Annotated in this window: 11 protein-coding genes; 6 read left to right on the plus strand and 5 right to left on the minus strand. The window is 69.4% G+C overall.

Translation table 11 applies throughout. The features are described from left to right. The first annotated feature begins 31 nt into the window (after positions 1–31). The 5 genes from rplL (at position 32) to PYR91_RS16795 (ending at position 9595) form a co-directional block, all read left to right on the plus strand. Positions 32–421, plus strand: coding sequence for a 50S ribosomal protein L7/L12 (rplL, locus tag PYR91_RS16775; protein ID WP_279780753.1), 390 nt, complete (start codon positions 32–34; stop codon positions 419–421). A 266-nt stretch (positions 422–687) separates the two neighbouring features. After that, complete coding sequence (locus PYR91_RS16780) at positions 688–1206, plus strand: hypothetical protein (protein ID WP_279780754.1); 519 nt, start codon at positions 688–690, stop codon at positions 1204–1206. Positions 1207–1280: 74 nt separating this feature from the next. Beyond that, positions 1281–1772, plus strand: a complete 492-nt coding sequence (locus PYR91_RS16785) for a hypothetical protein (RefSeq protein WP_279780755.1) — start codon at positions 1281–1283, stop codon at positions 1770–1772. A gap of 457 nt (positions 1773–2229) precedes the next feature. Beyond that, positions 2230–5697, plus strand: coding sequence for a DNA-directed RNA polymerase subunit beta (gene rpoB / locus PYR91_RS16790; RefSeq protein WP_279780756.1), 3468 nt, complete (start codon positions 2230–2232; stop codon positions 5695–5697). 22 nt (positions 5698–5719) lie between these two features. Next, entirely contained in the window at positions 5720–9595 is a 3876-nt protein-coding gene (locus tag PYR91_RS16795; RefSeq protein ID WP_279780757.1) for a DNA-directed RNA polymerase subunit beta', read from the plus strand. An 88-nt stretch (positions 9596–9683) separates the two neighbouring features. On the opposite strand, the gene PYR91_RS16800 is transcribed toward PYR91_RS16795, so the two are convergent. From PYR91_RS16800 to PYR91_RS16820, 5 genes are all read right to left on the minus strand, one after another. Next, on the minus strand, positions 9684–10790 hold the full coding sequence (locus PYR91_RS16800; protein WP_279780759.1) for an SIS domain-containing protein: 1107 nt from the start codon (positions 10788–10790) through the stop codon (positions 9684–9686). A 28-nt stretch (positions 10791–10818) separates the two neighbouring features. Next, positions 10819–11568 carry an SDR family NAD(P)-dependent oxidoreductase gene (locus tag PYR91_RS16805; protein WP_279780760.1) on the minus strand — a complete coding sequence of 250 codons (750 nt, stop codon included), beginning with the start codon at positions 11566–11568 and terminating at the stop codon, positions 10819–10821. 116 nt (positions 11569–11684) lie between these two features. Next, positions 11685–12422: a thioesterase domain-containing protein gene (locus tag PYR91_RS16810; protein WP_279780761.1), complete on the minus strand. Its 738-nt coding sequence runs from the start codon at positions 12420–12422 to the stop codon at positions 11685–11687. Between the two features lie 36 nt (positions 12423–12458). Next, a complete protein-coding gene (locus PYR91_RS16815) occupies positions 12459–13253 on the minus strand; it encodes a phytanoyl-CoA dioxygenase family protein (protein WP_279780762.1) in 795 nt (264 codons plus the stop codon). Between the two features lie 22 nt (positions 13254–13275). Further along, positions 13276–14343 (minus strand): methyltransferase, encoded by a 1068-nt coding sequence (locus tag PYR91_RS16820; protein WP_279780763.1) that lies wholly within the window; start codon positions 14341–14343, stop codon positions 13276–13278. A gap of 727 nt (positions 14344–15070) precedes the next feature. On the opposite strand from PYR91_RS16820, the gene PYR91_RS16825 reads away from it, so the two are divergent. After that, positions 15071–19361, plus strand: a 4291-nt coding sequence (locus PYR91_RS16825) for an amino acid adenylation domain-containing protein (protein WP_347943185.1), incomplete at its 3' end; no start/stop codon positions are given.

The following is a 19361-nucleotide window of genomic DNA, read 5'->3' on the forward strand; positions in this document are numbered from 1 at the left end:
CCACGTTTCACATCTCAGCAGAGGAACCACCATGGCGAAGCTCAGCACCGACGAACTGCTCGACACGTTCAAGGAGATGACCCTTCTTGAGCTGTCCGACTTCGTGAAGCTCTTCGAGGAGACCTTCGACGTCAAGGCCGCCGCCCCCGTCGCGGTCGCCGCCGCCGGCCCCGCCGGTGGCGCCCCCGCCGCCGAGGAGGTCGAGGAGCAGGACGAGTTCGACGTCATCCTCGAGGCCGCCGGCGACAAGAAGATCCAGGTCATCAAGGAGGTCCGCGCGCTCACCAGCCTCGGGCTCAAGGAGGCCAAGGACCTCGTCGACGGCGCCCCCAAGGCGCTGCTCGAGAAGGTCAACAAGGAGGCCGCGGAGAAGGCCAAGGCCGCCCTGGAGGGCGCCGGCGCCACCGTCACCGTCAAGTGACGTCTCCCGTCTGACGCTCCACGAGAAGGGGCGGGTCCACCCAGGTGCCGGGTGGGTCCGCCCCTTTTTCGCGTTCCCGGGCGGGGTCCACCGGGCAGGGCGAAAGCGCGATTGTCATGGATATCAAGGGAAATCGTTGATCGCGGAAGTGGATCTTCGTCCCGGGTTATGATCCGGCGACCGGGAAAGCCGCCGCCCCTCCGGCGGGCCCAGCGCGTCCGTCGTCGTGGCGCCGCGTGCGGGGGGCCGGGCGATGGGAGGTAACAGTGGCGCCTCACGCTCCTCGACCCCGTCGCAGGTCAGGCGCCATCGTCCTGCTTCCGCTGCTGGTGGTCACGGCCCTGCTCGCGGTCGAGTGGGTGCGCGTCGGGGGCGATCTCGACCGGGCGCGCACGGCGGTGTACGACCGCAGGGCCGCCGTGGAGGCAGCCGAGCGCTACGCGCTGAACCTGATGGCCGTCGACTACCGCACGGTCGACCGCGACGTGCGCCGGGTGCTCGACGCCTCCACCGGTCAGGCCAGGCAGGAGTACGCCAGGGACGCCGACCGGCTGAAGGAGGCGACCCGCGTGAACAAGGCCGTGCAGACCGGCGTCGTCAGGGCCGCCGGCCTGGTGTCGATGGACGGGAGCGGCGCCTTCGCCCGCGTGCTGGTGGTGGCCGACTCCGTGGTCCGCTGGGACGAGGCCGAGACCGCCCCCCAGGACCGCTTCTACCGCTGGAGCATGGACGTCACCAAGCTCCGCGGAGCCTGGTGGGTGTCGAAGCTGGAACAGGTCGCGTGAGCGCCGGGGAGGTCGTGGAGCCCGCCGAGGGCCGCGGGCGGCGACGTCCGCGCTCACGCGCCTTCAAGGTCTCCGTGACGCTGCTGGGGCTCCTGGCGGTCGCCTTGGGCTTTCTGGTGGCGACCGCGCACCTTCGGCTGCGGGAGCTGCGCCACAGCGAGCGGGCCGCGGCCGAGGCGCTCGCGGCGGCCCGTACTTACGCTCCGGACATGCTTTCGTACGACTACCGCACCATCGAGGCCGACCTCGCACGCGCGCGCGGATACGCCACCGGGAGCCTCTCCGTCCACTACGGCGAGCTTGCCGGGGTGCTGGGGCCGGCGGCCCGGCGGCAGCAGACCGTCCAGCAGGCCGTGGTCGCCGCCGCGGCGGTGGAATCGGCCACCGCCGAGCGTGTCCAGGTGTTGTTGTTCATGAACATGGGCACCACCAAGGTGTTGCCGGGCGAACGGCAGCCGCAGAAGCAGGTCGTCCAGAACCGCGCCCGGTTTGTGCTGGTCAGAGGCGATGAGCAGTGGTTGGTCTCGGAGTTGTCGACCTTGATTGGGAATGCCCCGACCGGTTGATCGCGGACCCCGCGGAGGGCCTGCGGCCGGGCGTGTCGCGTTACTAAATTGTTGGTAAAGCCTTGGTTTGGCGCGATCGGGCAGAGGGAATCTCACCGGCACGACAGCGTCGGCGGCGGGTAAGCCTTCGACCCTGGGTGTGACTGAGCGTTAGCCGATCCGCCTCGCGGGTATCGTCTGGAATCGGCCGACCGTGCGGTCTTCCCCGGGGAAGAAACCCAGCGTGACGGTCGGCGATCGGCCGGAGCACTGGTTTCCGGGCTTGACGTTTCGGCGCTGACGGGCGATGCTGCGTCCAGTGTGGAGCGCAGAGCGAGACTGAAGTGGACAGGTGTATGCCCATCGGCTACACTGCCCCTTTGCGCTGCCCTTTGACGACCCGCTTCTCTAGGTAACTTTGATGCATGGTCGTCTGGCGTGCGTGTAGTCAGTCCGCGAGCCCTCGGAAGGACATCTGTTGGCAGCCTCGCGCAACGCCTCCGCCGTACCCGCTGGTCCCCGCCGCGTATCTTTCGCGCGCATTCAGGAGCCGCTCGAAGTTCCCGATCTTCTCGCCCTGCAGACCGAGTCGTTCGATTGGCTGCTCGGCAACGAGAAATGGCGGTCGCGGGTAGAGGCGGCTCGCCAGGCCGGACGCAAGGACGTCCCGGCCCAGTCCGGGCTGGAGGAGATCTTCGAGGAGATCAGTCCCATCGAGGACTTCTCCGGGACGATGTCCTTGTCGTTCCGCGACCACCGGTTCGAGCCGCCCAAGTACTCCGTCGATGAGTGCAAAGACAAGGACATGACCTACTCCGCCCCGATGTTCGTGACGGCGGAGTTCATCAATAACACCACCGGTGAGATCAAGAGCCAGACGGTGTTCATGGGCGACTTCCCGCTCATGACCTCCAAGGGCACCTTCATCATCAACGGCACCGAGCGTGTGGTCGTCTCGCAGCTCGTGCGGTCCCCCGGCGTCTACTTCGACCGCAGCGTCGACAAGACGTCCGACAAGGACCTGTACGGCTGCAAGGTGATCCCCTCCCGGGGTGCCTGGCTCGAGTTCGAGATCGACAAGCGCGACAGCGTCGGTGTCCGCATCGACCGCAAGCGCAAGCAGGCCGTCACGGTGCTGCTCAAGGCGCTCGGCTGGACGAGCGACAAGATCCTCGAGCGGTTCGGCCAGTACGAGTCGATGCGCGCCACCCTGGAGAAGGACCACACGTCCGGCCAGGACGACGCGCTGCTCGACATCTACCGCAAGCTGCGCCCGGGCGAGCCGCCGACGAAGGAGTCCGCGCAGACGCTTCTGGAGAACCTGTACTTCAACTCCAAGCGTTACGACCTGGCGAAGGTCGGCCGGTACAAGATCAACAAGAAGCTCGGCGTCGACGCCGAGATCAACCAGGGCACCCTCACCGAAGAGGACATCGTCGGCACCATCGAGTACATCGTCCGGCTGCACGCCGGCGAGGTCGCGATGCCCGGTGCCAACGGTGAGATCGTCGTCGAGACCGACGACATCGACCACTTCGGCAACCGTCGCCTGCGCACGGTCGGCGAGCTCATCCAGAACCAGGTCCGCCTGGGCCTGGCCCGTATGGAGCGCGTCGTCCGCGAGCGGATGACCACCCAGGACGTCGAGGCGATCACGCCGCAGACCCTGATCAACATCCGCCCGGTCGTGGCGTCGATCAAGGAGTTCTTCGGCACCTCCCAGCTGTCGCAGTTCATGGACCAGACCAACCCCCTGGCCGGCCTGACGCACAAGCGGCGTCTGTCCGCGCTCGGCCCCGGTGGTCTGTCGCGTGAGCGCGCCGGCTTCGAGGTCCGCGACGTGCACCCGTCCCACTACGGGCGCATGTGCCCGATCGAGACGCCTGAAGGCCCGAACATCGGCCTGATCGGCTCGCTGTCGTCCTTCGGCCGCGTCAACTCCTTCGGCTTCGTCGAGACCCCGTACCGCAAGGTCGTCGCGGGCCGGGTCTCCGACGAGATCGACTACCTGACCGCCGACGAGGAGGACCGTCACGTCATCGCGCAGGCCAACACGCCGCTGCGCGCCGACGGCGCGTTCGCCGAAGACCGCGTCCTGGTCCGCCGTAAGGGCGGAGAGGTCGAGTTCATCCGGCCGAACGAGGTCGACTACATGGACGTCTCGGCGCGCCAGATGGTGTCCGTCGCGACCGCCATGATCCCGTTCCTGGAGCACGACGACGCCAACCGCGCGCTCATGGGCTCCAACATGCAGCGCCAGTCGGTGCCTCTGCTGAAGAGCGAGGCCCCGCTGGTCGGCACGGGCATGGAGTACCGCGCCGCGACCGACGCCGGCGACGTCATCACCGCCGAGAAGGCGGGCGTCGTCGAGGAGGTCTCGGCCGACTACGTCACCGTGATGAACGACGACGGCACGCGCACCACCTACCGCGTGGCGAAGTTCAAGCGCTCCAACCAGGGCACCTGCTTCAACCAGAAGCCCATCGTCCGCGAGGGCGACCGGGTGGAGGTCAACCAGGTGGTCGCCGACGGCCCCTGCACCGACAACGGTGAGATGGCGCTCGGCAAGAACCTCCTCGTGGCGTTCATGCCGTGGGAGGGCCACAACTACGAAGACGCGATCATCCTGTCCCAGCGCCTGGTGCAGGACGACGTGCTCTCCTCGATCCACATCGAGGAGCACGAGGTCGACGCCCGTGACACCAAGCTGGGCCCCGAGGAGATCACCCGGGACATCCCGAACGTCTCCGAGGAGGTCCTGGCCGACCTCGACGAGCGCGGCATCATCCGCATCGGCGCCGAGGTCGTGCCCGGCGACATCCTGGTCGGCAAGGTCACGCCCAAGGGCGAGACCGAGCTGACGCCCGAGGAGCGCCTGCTGCGCGCCATCTTCGGCGAGAAGGCCCGTGAGGTCCGCGACACCTCGCTGAAGGTGCCGCACGGCGAGATGGGCAAGGTCATCGGCGTCCGCGTGTTCAGCCGCGAGGAGGGCGACGAGCTCCCCCCCGGCGTGAACGAGCTGGTGCGCGTGTACGTCGCGCAGAAGCGCAAGATCACCGACGGCGACAAGCTCGCCGGCCGTCACGGCAACAAGGGTGTCATCTCCAAGATCCTCCCCGTGGAGGACATGCCGTTCCTCGAGGACGGCACCCCGGTCGACATCATCCTCAACCCGCTGGGCGTGCCCGGCCGGATGAACGTCGGCCAGGTCCTGGAGACCCACCTCGGGTGGATCGCCGCCCGCGGGTGGGACATCACCGGCGTTCAGGAGGCCTGGGCCGAGCGACTCCGCGAGAAGGGGTTCGGCGAGGTCGAGCCGCGCACGAAGGTCGCGACCCCGGTGTTCGACGGCGCCCACGAGCAGGAGCTCACGGGTCTGCTGGACAACACCCTGGTCAACCGCGACGGCGAGCGCATGGTGGGGGTCAGCGGCAAGGCCCGGCTGTTCGACGGCCGGTCCGGCGAGCCGTTCCCGCACCCGATCTCGGTCGGCTACATCTACATCCTCAAGCTGCTCCACCTGGTCGACGACAAGATCCACGCTCGGTCGACCGGTCCGTACTCCATGATCACCCAGCAGCCGCTCGGTGGTAAGGCGCAGTTCGGCGGTCAGCGCTTCGGCGAGATGGAGGTGTGGGCGCTGGAGGCCTACGGAGCCGCGTACGCCCTCCAGGAGCTGCTGACGATCAAGTCCGACGACGTTCTCGGCCGTGTGAAGGTCTACGAGGCCATCGTCAAGGGCGAGAACATCCCCGAGCCGGGCATCCCCGAGTCGTTCAAGGTCCTCATCAAGGAGATGCAGTCGCTGTGCCTCAACGTCGAGGTGCTCTCCAGCGACGGCATGTCCATCGAGATGCGGGACACCGACGAGGACGTCTTCCGCGCGGCGGAGGAGCTCGGCATCGACCTGTCGCGGCGTGAGCCCAGCAGTGTCGAAGAGGTCTGATTTCAAAGCGAGGGGATAAGAAGTGCTCGACGTCAACTTCTTCGACGAGCTGCGCATCGGTCTCGCCACCGCCGACGACATCCGTCAGTGGTCGCACGGCGAGGTGAAGAAGCCCGAGACCATCAACTACCGCACCCTGAAGCCGGAAAAGGACGGGCTCTTCTGCGAGAAGATCTTCGGTCCGACCCGCGACTGGGAGTGCTACTGCGGGAAGTACAAGCGCGTCCGCTTCAAGGGCATCATCTGTGAGCGCTGTGGCGTCGAGGTCACCCGCGCCAAGGTGCGTCGTGAGCGGATGGGCCACATCGAGCTGGCCGCTCCCGTCACGCACATCTGGTACTTCAAGGGCGTCCCGTCCCGGCTGGGGTACCTGCTCGACCTGGCCCCGAAGGACCTCGAGAAGGTCATCTACTTCGCGGCCTACATGATCACGTTCGTCGACACCGAGATGCGTGCTCGTGACCTGCCGTCGCTTGAGGCGAAGATCTCCGTCGAGCGCCAGCACATCGAGCAGCGCCGTGACGCCGACATCGAGGCCAGGCAGAAGAAGCTCGAGTCCGACCTGGCCGAGCTGGAGGCCTCCGGCGCCAAGGGCGACCAGCGCCGCAAGGTGCGCGAGGGCGCCGACCGCGAGATGCGCCAGCTCCGCGACCGGGCCCAGCGTGAGCTGGACCGGCTGGAGGAGGTCTGGAGCCGCTTCAAGAACCTCAAGGTCCAGGACCTTGAGGGCGACGAGCTGCTCTACCGCGAGATGCGCGACCGTTTCGGCCGCTACTTCCGCGGCGGCATGGGCGCCCAGGCCATCCAGGAGCGCCTGAACAACTTCGACCTGGCCGCCGAGGCCGAGTCGCTGCGCGAGACCATCCGCAGCGGCAAGGGTCAGAAGAAGGCGCGCGCCCTCAAGCGGCTGAAGGTCGTGTCGGCGTTCCTGACGACGCGCAACTCGCCCAACGGCATGGTGCTCGACTGCATCCCGGTGATCCCGCCGGACCTGCGGCCGATGGTCCAGCTCGACGGTGGCCGGTTCGCCACCTCCGACCTGAACGACCTGTACCGCCGGGTGATCAACCGCAACAACCGCCTCAAGCGGCTTCTCGACCTCGGCGCGCCCGAGATCATCGTCAACAACGAGAAGCGGATGCTGCAGGAGGCCGTCGACGCGCTGTTCGACAACGGCCGCCGCGGCCGCCCGGTCACCGGGCCCGGCAACCGTCCGCTCAAGTCGCTGTCCGACATGCTCAAGGGCAAGCAGGGCCGGTTCCGGCAGAACCTGCTCGGCAAGCGCGTCGACTACTCCGGCCGTTCGGTCATCGTCGTCGGCCCGCAGCTCAAGCTGCACCAGTGCGGCCTGCCCAAGCAGATGGCGCTGGAGCTCTTCAAGCCGTTCGTGATGAAGCGCCTGGTCGACCTGAACCACGCGCAGAACATCAAGTCGGCCAAGCGCATGGTCGAGCGGGCCCGCGCGGTCGTGTGGGACGTGCTGGAAGAGGTCATCACCGAACACCCGGTGCTGCTCAACCGCGCGCCCACCCTGCACCGCCTGGGCATCCAGGCCTTCGAGCCGCAGCTGGTCGAGGGCAAGGCGATCCAGATCCACCCGCTCGTCTGCACGGCGTTCAACGCCGACTTCGACGGCGACCAGATGGCGGTCCACCTGCCGCTGTCGGCGGAGGCCCAGGCCGAGGCTCGCATCCTGATGCTCTCGACCAACAACATCCTCAAGCCGGCCGACGGCAAGCCGGTGACCATGCCCACCCAGGACATGATCATCGGTCTGTACTGGCTGACCACCCACATGGAAGAGGCCAGGGGCGAGGGGCGGATCTTCAGCTCGGTCTCGGAGGCCCTCATGGCCTTCGACCGGCAGGAGCTGGACATCCAGGCGAAGATCCAGATCCGGCTGATCGACGTCCCGCCGCCGCGGGGCTGGTCGGCTCCGGAGGGCTGGGAGGCCGGGGAGTCCTACCGCCTGGAGACCACTCTGGGCCGGGCGCTGTTCAACCAGACGCTCCCGAGCAACTACCCCTTCGTGAACTCGCAGATCGGCAAGAAGCAGCTCTCGCTGATCGTCAACGAGCTGGCGGAGAAGTACCCCAAGGTCGAGGTGGCCACGGCGCTCGACGCGCTGAAGGACGCCGGCTTCCACTGGGCGACCCGCTCCGGCGTCACGATCTCCATCGACGACGTCGTCGCGCCGCCGAACAAGGCCGCGATCATGGAGTCGTACGAGCGCAGGGCCGACAAGGTCCAGCGTGAGTACGAGCGCGGCCTGATCACCGACGAGGAGCGCCGTCAGGAGCTCATCGAGATCTGGACGCACGCCACGGCGGACGTCGAGACCGACATGGTGAACGCCTTCCCGGCGACCAACTCCGTCTGGATGATGGTCAACTCCGGCGCGCGAGGCAACAAGATGCAGGTCCGCCAGATCGCGGGCATCCGCGGCCTGGTGTCCAACACCAAGGGTGAGACGATCCCGCGGCCGATCAAGTCCTCGTTCCGCGAGGGCCTGTCGGTGCTGGAGTACTTCATCTCCACCCACGGTCAGCGGAAGGGCCTCGCGGACACCGCGCTGCGCACCGCCGACTCCGGTTACCTGACCCGGCGTCTGGTGGACGTCGCGCAGGACGTCATCGTGCGCGAGATCGACTGCGGCACCGACCGCGGCGTCCCGCTGCACGTGGCCGACCGCGACGCCCAGGGCAACCTCGTCAAGGCGGAGAACGCCGAGAGCAACGTCCACGGCCGCATCCTGGCCGAGGACGTCGAGGTGGACGGCAAGGTCATCGCGGCGAACGGCATCGACATCACCGACATCACCGTCACCGCGCTGGTCGAGGCCGGCATCGAGACGGTCCGCACCCGCAGCGCGCTGGTGTGCGAGGCGAAGATCGGTGTCTGCGCCACCTGCTACGGCCGCTCGCTGGCGACCGGCAAGCTGGTGGACGTCGGCGAGGCGGTCGGCATCATCGCCGCCCAGTCGATCGGTGAGCCCGGCACCCAGCTCACGATGCGTACCTTCCACACCGGTGGTGTGGCGGGCGCGGACATCACCCACGGCCTGCCGCGTGTGCAGGAGCTGTTCGAGGCGCGCGTCCCCAAGGGCGTCGCCCCGATCAGCGAGGCCGAGGGCCGCGCGCGCATCGACGAGACCGACAAGACCCGCAAGATCGTCATCACTCCGGACGACGGCTCCGAGGAGATCGCCTACCCGGTGTCGATGCGGTCGCGCCTGCTCGTCTCCGACGGTCAGCGCGTGAAGGTCGGCCAGCAGCTCATCGCCGGCGCGGTCAACCCCAACGAGGTGCTGCGCATCCTCGGCCCCCGGGCCGTGCAGCTCCACCTGGTGGCCGAGGTGCAGCAGGTCTACCGCTCGCAGGGCGTGTCGATCCACGACAAGCACATCGAGATCATCGTTCGGCAGATGCTCAAGCGTGTCAACGTGCTGGAGTCGGGCGACACCGACCTGCTGCCGGGCGAGCTCGTGGAGCGGCCCCGCTTCGAGATGGTCAACCGCGAGGTCGTCGCCGAGGGCGGCACCCCGGCGGCCGGCCGTCCGGTGCTGATGGGCATCACCAAGGCCTCGCTGGCGACCGAGTCGTGGCTGTCGGCGGCGTCCTTCCAGGAGACCACCAGGGTGCTCACGGACGCGGCGATCCACGCCAAGTCCGACTCCCTGCTCGGCCTCAAGGAGAACGTCATCATCGGCAAGCTCATCCCGGCCGGTACGGGCATGTTCCAGTACCGCAACATCCGGGTCGAGCCCACCGAGGAGGCCAAGGCGGCGATGTACACCGTCGGCGGCTACGACGGTTCGGCGACCGACTACACCTTCGGCACGGGTAGCGGCGAGGCCGTCCCGCTGGAGGAGTACGACTTCGGGCAGTACAACCGCTAGCCGTACAGGCGCCATGAAGTGCCCGGGGAGCTCCGCTCTCCGGGCACTTCGCGTCTTCGGGGGCGCCGCCGGGAGTCGGCGGCGGTGCTCAGGCCCGGGCCAGCGCCTCGGTCATGATCGTGCGGTGGTGGTACCAGGGGTTGCCGGCCGCCTCGGAGATCAGGTCGCGCGACTTGGTCTCGTGGGCGCGGCCGAGCCCGAGCGCCATCCACTGGACGAACTCCAGCGCGGTGAAGTACTTGCGCATGAAGGTCGGCTGGTCCAGGTGGACCTGGGTGACCACGATGTTCCTGTTCTGCGGGACATCCCTGGTGAGCAGGTCGACGAGGTTGTCCATCTTGCGCCTGGTGTACTCGTCGTCGTCGTCCTCGGTGAACAGCAGGAGGCTGTGCCTGCGTTCGGGGTCCGACAGGGTGGCGACCTCGCTGTGGCAGAACTCGTGGAAGTAGTTGCGGGTGGCCGGCGTCATCGCCATCTCGTTGATGTGCATCTTGGCCAGCTTCAGCAGGCTTCCGTGCCACTTCGGTGAGGCGATCATGATGACGTTGGCGTGCGTGCTGCGCTCCGCCGTGATCCGCGCCAGCGACTTCAGGCGCGGCGAGAAGTCGGTCTCCAGGTGCTCGGGCAGGGCCGCCACCGCGCGCAGGTGGTCCTCCTTGACCAGGCCGAGCCGCAGGAACATGTCGAGCAGGATCGCGAAGTACTGGCCCACGTGGAACAGCGGGTACTCGCGGTCGGGCTCGCTGAGCTCCCACCGGGCGATGGACACGCCGGACTTCCTGCCGAGCTCGGCGAGCCGGCCTCCGGACGTGAGCAGCAGCGTCCGGTCGTACTTGCCGTCGAGGGCCTCCAGCACCCGGATCGGCTCTTCGGAGTGCCCGCTGTAGGAGCTGATGACGAACAGCGTGCGCTCGTCCTCGGTGATCGACGGCGGCACCAGGTAGGTGAACTCGTAGTCGTTGAACACGTGGATCTCAAGCTCACAACCGGACGCTTTCAGGAATGTCTGGATCACGTCCGAGACGATGGCGGAGCACCCCATCCCGGAGAACACCACCCGGGTGAAGTCACCCCTCGCCATACGGTCTCTGAGCTCGTCGGTCACCTCTTCGAGCGAGTACTCCTCCCACTTGAGGAAACCCGCCCGATAGCCGGATTTCAGGAAAGCTTCGTACCGGTCCAGACGCGACAACACCGGTTGTCCCCTTCGTTCGGTGAATTGGTTACCACATGAATTGGCCGCCGTCGACGATGAGCTTCTGTCCGGTGATGTACCTGGCCTCCTCGCCGATGAGGAACTCCAGCACGGCCGCCATCTCGTCGGGCGCCCCGATGCGGCCCTGGGGGATCTCGTCGAGCAGGGCGTTGAGGTGCTCCGGCTCCGCGGTGCGGTACCGGGTGCGCATCTCCTCGGTGTCGATCATCCCGGGGATCAGGCAGTTGACCCTGATGGCGGGGGCCAGCTCCAAGGCCAGGCACTTGGTCATGTGCAGCAGGCCGGCCTTGGCGGAGCAGTAGTTGACCCCGTCGCGCCTCGGCCGGATGGCGGTCGTCGCGCCGACGTTGACGACGCAGCCGCCGCCGGCCGCCAGCATCGCCGGGGCGAAGGCCCTGGTGAGGTAGAAGGGGCCGGAGAGGTTGGTGTCGAGCACCTGCCGCCAGTCGTCGTCGGAGATCTCCAGGAAGGGCCGGTCGATGTTGCGGCCCGCGTTGTTGACCAGCGCCCAGGGGGTCCCGTGGTCGGCCAGCACCCTGGCGGCCAGTGCGGTCACGGCCGGCGGGTCGGACACGTCTGCCCGGACCGCGGTGAAGGCCTCGCCCAGCTCGGCGGACGCCGCGGCGGCGGCCTCGTCGTCCCCCCGGTAGGGGGCGATCACGCGGTACCCCGACTTGACCAGCCTCTGGCTGAAGCTCAGGCCTATCCCCTTGGTGCCGCCGGTCACGACCGCCAGCCGTTCGGCGGGACTGTCCATGCTGCTGCCTCCTCAGTGCGCGGCCGGGCCGCCCGGTCCGGGCGCGGGTGGGCGCTCCGGGTGTCGCCGGCGTGCTCCCGTCGCGCGGCCGGGGCGAGCCCCGGCCGCGGCGACGGTCAGACGGCGGACCGTCCCGGCCGCGCGGTGCTCACGGGCATGCCGGCGATCAGTTCCTGGAGCTCCTCCGGGCACCGGAGGAACTCGAAGTGCGAGCCGGGCAGGGTATGCCGCTCCAGCCGCCCGGCGACCCGCTCCCAGCCGGGGAACACCTCGCCCGGGGGCACGACCTCGTCGTGGGTCCAGCCGATCACGGTGACCGGGACCTCGATCAGGTGCCCCGGCGGGTACCGGTAGGGACGCTGCACCACCTGGTCGTGCCGCAGGATCTCGGCTCCGAGCGAGGCCATCTCGGGCAGCAGGGTGCTGCCCATCTGGCCGGCCATGGACACGATCTCCGCGACGAAGTCGTGGCCGTCGAGGTCGACGAAGTTGAGCCGGCCGTACAGGCCGTTGTCGGGCGCCCCCCAGGACGACGCGAGGATCCACAGCGGCAGAGGGTCGCCGTGCTCCGCGAGGTACCTGGTGGTCTCCAGGGCGTACGGCACGGCGCCGCAGTGGCCGAAGAACGCGTACGGCCTGTCGCCGAGCTCGCGCACGAAGTCGGCCAGCGACGCGGCGAACTCGCGGTGGGTCGCCGGCCTCGGCTCACGCAGGCGGTTCTCGCGCCCGGGCGGCTGTAGGGCGCAGACGGTCATGCCGCCGACCGTCTTCGGCCAGCGCCGGTAGGAGGTGGCGCCGACGCCGGAGTACGGCAGGCACAGCAGCAGCGCCGTGCCGTCGCCGGGTACCGGCATCAGATTCCAGCGGCCGGGTCTCACCGCCCTCATCGGCTAGGCGCTCCGCCCGCTGGGGCGCCGGTCGAGCCCCATCCGGATGGCCTTCTCGACCGGGGAGTACGCCCCGTCGGCCCGCTCAATCTGCAGAGGGCTGGACGGCAGGAGCGCCGGCTGCGCCATGAAGCGCGGCCGGCTGCCGTGGTGGGGCTGGGCGGCGTGCACCAGGAACGGGTGGCATAGGTACACCGTCCCGGCCTCCCCGACGACCTCGGACTCCGGGAGGTGGGCCGTCCCGTCCAGCTTGTCCAGGAGGTAGTCGAGCGACACGCCCTCCTCGCCCGCGTGCTCCAGCAGGGGAGGGATGTACAGGTGGGAACCCAGCCGCATCCGGGTGGGGGCGTCCTTGTCGCTGGTGTCGGAGAACAGGAACAGCATCAGCAGCGCCCGGTCGCGCGAGCTGACGTTGAGCCAGTACCACCCTTCGGTGGAGCCCTTGTAACTGCCGTCGACGTGCCACATCGTGTCGCCGGGGTCGGTGCCGAGCGGGAACCTGATCGGGAAGGTGCCCACGCTGGCCGGGGGCACCCAGCGTCCCTCCCCGCAGATCTGGTCGAAGGCGCTGTGCAGGCGGGGCGTGTTGGCGGCCTGCCGGAACGGCTCGTCCGTGCGGTCCCACACGCGGACGACGGGCTCGGTCCACGTCGTCGGGTCGTCGGGATCTGGGTCGATCGAGTCCCAGAGCAGCGTCCGGCACGTCTCGGCGAGCTCGGGCGGGAAGGCGGCGTCGACCCGGACGAACCCGTCCTCGACGAACTGTTCGACCTGGGCGTCGGTGAGTGTCTTAGCCACGAAGGTTCCTCTCTTGCCTGTGTCAGGGACGTGACGCCGCGCCGGAAGGCGCCTCTGCGGGCAGGCAGCTCAGGTGCGCGGAGCCGGACGGCGTGTGCTCCACCGTGCCGATGCGCAGCCCGGCCGCCTGGACGAGCTCGGTGAACTGGGCGAGGGTGCGCTCCTTGCTGCCGAAGACGACGAGCATGTGCAGGTTGACGGCGGCGTCGGGGTAACTGACCGTGCCGTCGCCGCAGAGGCGGTCCACGATGAGCAGCCGCCCACGCGGCCCGGCGGCCTCGGCGCAGCGGCGGAGGATCTCCAGCGCTTCCGGATCCGGCCAGTTGTGCAGCACGTGGGCCAGGACGTAGACGTCGGCCCCTTTCGGGACGGAGTCGAAGAAGCTGCCCGCCACGACCTCGCATCTGTCCCGCAGGCCGGCCCTGGCCAGGGCGTCGCGCGCCTTGGCGGCGGTGGCGGGCAGTTCGGTCAGGGTGCCGCGCATTTCCGGGTGCGCGGTGAGCAGCTCGATGAGCAGGTCGCCGGCGCCGCCTCCGACGTCGGCGACGTGCCGCACGTCGTCCCACCGGTGCCGGGTGACGACATCGGGCGCCCAGTGGGCGGCCATGGTCGTCATCATGGAGTCGAAGGACGAGGAGAGGTAGGGCGAGGCGGCCAGGTCGTCCCACAGGGATCTGCCGAAGACCTGTGGATAGGCGGCCCGGCCGGTGCGGATCGTGTCGAGGAGCCCGGTGTAGGCGAGGTCGAAGCGGCCGCCCGTCCCGTTGAGGTCCAGGGACGCGCGCAGCCGCGACGGGTGGTCGTCGGTGAGCGCCCGCCCGGTCGAGGTGAGCTCGAAGTGCCCGGCCGCCGGTTCGGTGAACAGACCCTTGCCGACCAGGTAGCGCATGAGGAACAGCAGGGCGCCGGCCTCCGTGCCGGATTTCCGGGCCAGATCGGCGATCTCGGTGCATCCGGAACCCAGCAGATCGGGGAGTCGCAGCGTGGCCGCGACGCGGATGGCGAGCGGCGACACCAGGTCGCACATCGCCAGCAGGCCGTCCACGCCCGGCGAATCCCCGTAGCCGGCGCCGGTCGTCTCGGCGTCCACGTATTCGTCCCCTCCTGCCGATTGAGGCCGTCGTGTGACGGCCGTCTTGCCGACGCGTGTCCACGAACTGAAATTGCGCAGGATAATTAAGGATTAAACTGTTCCCGCCTGTCGGCGGGGCCGGCACGAGCGGCCTGCTGCAACGTCCGCCCGGTCATTTCGATGCGCTTACGCAGGTCGGCCCGCGCGACGCGACGGAGCGGCGACCATGGTGGCGGCAGTAATGCGAGAACCAGCCACTGACGCAGGGTAACGCGGCTCCAGTAATATGCCAACCCTCGATCTGACAGGCATTTCGGCCCGTTGTCACAGGTGAGTGCCAGGCCCGGACGGGTGACCGTATGTGGCCATGACGGCCGCCGAGGCCCTTCGCTCAACTCCGTTGGGGACGGAAACAGCAGCTCAGACGGGTTTCGTGAGTGCCGGCGGGCGAGGGGCCAGATTGATCTAACCGTCACGTCAAGTGATGTGAATACGACGACACGTCACATCAATGGGCGCGGAGTACTGGCGCCCCGGAGTCATGTCAACCCTTGACATCGGATATTTGCCTCTGATCTTATCGACCGGGGAGCAATAGTCCCGTCGCGTCCATATATCGCAAGTCGATGTCTGAGAAATGGACCGCGCAATGTAAGCGGGCGACTCAACCGTCTGGGGCGTAATCGTGACGCATTTGCCTATCACGTTTGAATCACAGGCCGCTCTTCGCCCTGGTGGGGCGGCGGTGAGCTTTGAGGGCACGACGCTCACGTACGCCGAGCTGAATCAGCGGGCCAACCGTCTGGCCCATTACCTCATCGGGCGCGGAGTCGGCCCGGAGGATCTGGTCGCCCTGCTTTTCCCCCGGTCCCTGGACCTGGTCGTCGGCATCCTCGCCGTCCTCAAGGCGGGAGCCGCCTACCTGCCGCTGGACCCCGACTACCCGGCCGAGCGCATCGCCTTCATGCTCGACGACGCCAAGCCCGCCCTGCTGCTCGGCGCCGCCGGCCATCCGGGGCACCCGGCCGTCCCCCACGTGGTTCCGGACGACGCCGAGACGGCCGCGGAGGTGGCGGCGCGGCCGGCGACCGACCCCACCGACGAGACGCGCCGGCGCCCGCTGACCGCCGACAGCCCCGCCTACGTGATCTACACCTCGGGCTCCACGGGCCGCCCCAAGGGCGTGGTCGTCCCGCACCGCAACGTGATGCGCCTGTTCACGGCCACCGGCCACTGGTTCGGCTTCGGCCCGGACGACGTGTGGACGCTGTTCCACTCCGCCGCCTTCGACTTCTCCGTCTGGGAGCTGTGGGGCGCGCTGCTCCACGGCGGCCGGGTCGTCGTGGTGCCCTACGAGGTCAGCCGATCGCCCGACCTGTTCCTCGGCCTGCTGGCCCGCGAGGGCGTGACCGTGCTGAACCAGACGCCGTCGGCGTTCTACCAGCTCATACAGGCCGACCAGAACAACCCTGACCTCGGACGCCGGCTGCGGCTGCGCACCGTCGTCTTCGGCGGCGAGGCCCTCGACCCGCCGCGCCTCGCCGACTGGTACCGCCGCCATCCGCACGACGCGCCGCGGCTGGTCAACATGTACGGCATCACCGAGACGACCGTGCACGTCACCTACGCCCCGCTCGACGACCCGGACGTCACCTCTTCGCAGGCCAGCGTCATCGGCACCGGCATCCCCGACCTGGCGACGGCCGTGCTGGACGAGCGGCTGGCGCCCGTGCCCCCAGGCACGGTCGGCGAGCTGTACGTCGGCGGCGCCGGCCTCGCCCGCGGGTACCTCGGCCGGCCCGGCCTGACCGCCCAGCGGTTCGTCGCCGACCCCGCAGGCCCGCCCGGGGCGCGCATGTACCGGACCGGCGACCTGGTCCGCGGCGACACGGCCGGGGTGCTGGAGTACCAGGGCCGCGCGGACGAGCAGGTCAAGATCCGCGGCGTCCGCATCGAGCCCGGCGAGATCGCGTCCGTGCTGACCGAGCACCCCGGCGTCGACCAGGCCGCCGTCGTCGTGCACCAGGACGGCCCCGACGATCGGCGGCTGGTCGCGTACGTGGTCCCCGGCTCCGGTGACGTGCCGGTTCCCGAGGAGGCCGTCGAGGAGCACGTCGCGCACTGGCAGCAGGTGTTCGACGCCGAGTACGCCGAGTCGGCGTCGGCCACGTTCGGCGAGGACTTCGTCGGCTGGGCCGGCAGCTACGGCGACGGGGCCCCGATCCCGCTGGACCAGATGCGCGAGTGGCGGCACACGACGCTGCGGCGCATCCGCGCGCTTCGGCCCCGGCGCGTGCTGGAGATCGGCGTGGGCACCGGGCTCCTGATGGCCCACCTGGCCCCCGAGTGCGAGACCTACTGGGGCACCGACCTGTCCTCCCAGGTCATCACCGCCCTGCGCGCCCAGGTGGAGAAGGACGGGCGCCTGGCCGACCGCGTGGTCCTCAGGAGCCAGGCGGCGCACGAGGTGGACGGCCTGCCCGAAGGGCTGTTCGACGTCGTCGTGATCAACTCGGTGACCCAGTGTTTCCCCAGCGGCCGGTACCTCGTCGACGTCCTGAGAGGCGCCCTGCGGCTGGCCGCCCCCGGCGGAGCGGTCTTCGTCGGCGACGTCAGGAACCTGCGCTCCCTGAGGCTGTTCCGCAGCGGTGTCCAGCTCGACCAGGCACGGCCGGGCGACGACCTGGCGGCCGTCCGCCACGCGATCGAGCGGTCCCTGCTGCTGGAGAAGGACCTGCTCGTCGACCCCGAGTTCTTCGCCGCGTTCTGCCGCCGCGAGCCCGGCGTCGCCGGGACGGCCATCGAGGTCCGGCGGGGCGTGCACCACAACGAGCTGACCCGCTACCGCTACGACGCCGTGCTGTACAAGACCCCGGCGCCGGTCACCGATCTCGCGTCCGTGCCGTCCCTGCGCTTCGGGCGGGACGTCGCCGGCCTGGACGCGCTGGCGGACCTGCTCGGCACGGCGGAGCCGCGTCCGGTGCGGATCGAGGCCGTGCCCAACGGGCGGCTGGCCCACGAGCTGGCCGCGGTCCGCGCCCTCGACCGCGGCGACGACCTGCCCACCGTGCTGGCGCACTTCGCCGCCCTGGACGGCGTGGAGCCCGAGCACCTGTACGACCTCGGCGAACGGCACGGCTACCGGGTCCAGGTGACGTGGTCGGCGGGCACCGGCGACCTGGACGCGGTGTTCCTGCCCCGCGAGGACTCCCCGGACGGCGCGAGGCCGGTGGGCGTATACCGGCCGACCGGCGCGGACGGCGACCCGGTGGCCTTCACCAACAACCCGGTGGCGTCGCGCGACAGCGTGGCGGTCGGTGCCGCGGTTCGGGCCTTCGCGCGCGACAGGCTGCCCGACTACATGGTTCCGGCCGCGGTGGTGGTGGTGGATCGGTTGCCGTTGACGCCGAACGGCAAGTTGGATCGTGCGGCTTTGCCGGTTCCTCGGTGGGAGGGCGGGGGTGGGCGTGGTCCGCGTACGCCTCGTGAGGAGGTGTTGTGCCGGTTGTTCGCCGAGGTGCTGGGTGTGGAGCGGGTGGGTGTGGACGACTCGTTCTTCGACCTGGGCGGCCACTCCCTGCTGGCCACCCGGCTCATCAGCGCCATCCGCGAGACGCTGCACGAGGAGGTGCCCATCCGGGCGCTGTTCGAGTGCCCGACCGTCGCCGGCCTCACCGGCCGGCTGGGTGGCGCGGACGACCTGCGCCCCGCCCTCACCCCCAGGGAACGGCCCGCGCTGGTCCCGCTCTCCTTCGCCCAGCGGCGGCTGTGGTTCCTCGACCGGCTGGAGGGCCCGAGCGCGACCTACAACGTGCCCTGGGCGCTGCGTTTCCGCGGCGAGGTCGACGTCGACGCGCTGCGGGCGGCGCTGGGCGACGTGGTGGCCCGGCACGAAGCCCTGCGCACGGTGTTCCCCGAGCACGACGGCGAGCCGCACCAGGTGATCCTCGCTCCTGAGGAGGCGCAGCCCTCGCTGCGGGTCGTCCGGCTCGACGAGCCGTCAGGCCTGGACCGCGCGCTCGGCGACGCCGCCCGCCGCGGCTTCGACCTCGGCGGTGAGCTGCTGGTGCGGGCGCATCTGTTCGTGGTGGGCCCGCGTGACCACGTGCTCATGCTGCTGATGCATCACATCGTGTGTGACGGGTGGTCGGCGGCGCCGTTGTCGCGTGACCTGATGGCCTGTTACGAGGCCCGGCGGTCGGGCGGAACGGCGCGGTTGCCGGAGTTGCCGGTGCAGTATGTGGACTACACGTTGTGGCAGCGTGAGTTGCTGGGTGATGCGGCGGATCCGGGCAGTGTGGTGGCCCGGCAGACGGCGTACTGGCGTGATCAGTTGGCCGGGCTGCCCGAGCAGATCCAGCTCCCGGGCGACCGCCCCCGCCCGCCGGTCGCCTCCTACGACGGCGACATCTACGCGTTCTCCTGGGACGCCGGCCTGCACCGCGACCTCGGCGCCCTCGCCCGCGAGTCCGGCGCCAGCCTGTTCATGGTGCTGCAGGCCGGCCTCGCGGCCCTGCTCTCCCGGCTCGGCGCCGGCGACGACGTGCCGCTCGGCACGCCGATGGCCGGGCGCACCGATCGGGCGCTGGACGAGCTGGTCGGGTTCTTCGTCAACACCCTGGTGGTGCGGGTCGACACCTCCGGCGACCCCACGTTCCGTGAGCTGCTGGCACGCGTGCGCGAGACCGCGCTGGAGGCGTACGCCAACCAGGACGTGCCGTTCGAGCACCTGGTCGAGGTGCTCAACCCCGCGCGCTCGGTCGCGCACCACCCCCTGTTCCAGGTCGTCCTCGCCCTGCAGAACGTCCCCGACGGCGTCGACGGCGCCGACGTCGAGATCGCCCACCACGAGGCGCTCACCGGAAAGTCCCGCTTCGACCTGGTCATCCGCGTCCACGAGGAGACCCGCCTCACCCCGTCCGGCCCCGTCACCGCCCTGGCCGGCGTCGTCGAGTACAGCACCGATCTGTTCGATGCGGAGACGGTGGGGGGTTTGGTGGGGCGGTTGGAGCGGTTGTTGGTGGGGGTGGTGGCTG

Source organism: Sphaerisporangium sp. TRM90804, assembly GCF_029846175.1.
In the GTDB taxonomy this organism is placed as follows: domain Bacteria; phylum Actinomycetota; class Actinomycetes; order Streptosporangiales; family Streptosporangiaceae; genus Sphaerisporangium.

Bases quoted from the DNA above. Each gene is read 5' to 3' on its own strand.
- rplL (WP_279780753.1), top strand. From the start codon at position 32: ATGGCGAAGCTCAGCACCGACGAACTGCTCGACACGTTCAAGGAGATG.
- PYR91_RS16805 (WP_279780760.1), bottom strand. From the start codon at position 11,568: ATGGACAGTCCCGCCGAACGGCTGGCGGTCGTGACCGGCGGCACCAAG.
- PYR91_RS16810 (WP_279780761.1), bottom strand. From the start codon at position 12,422: ATGCCGGTACCCGGCGACGGCACGGCGCTGCTGCTGTGCCTGCCGTAC.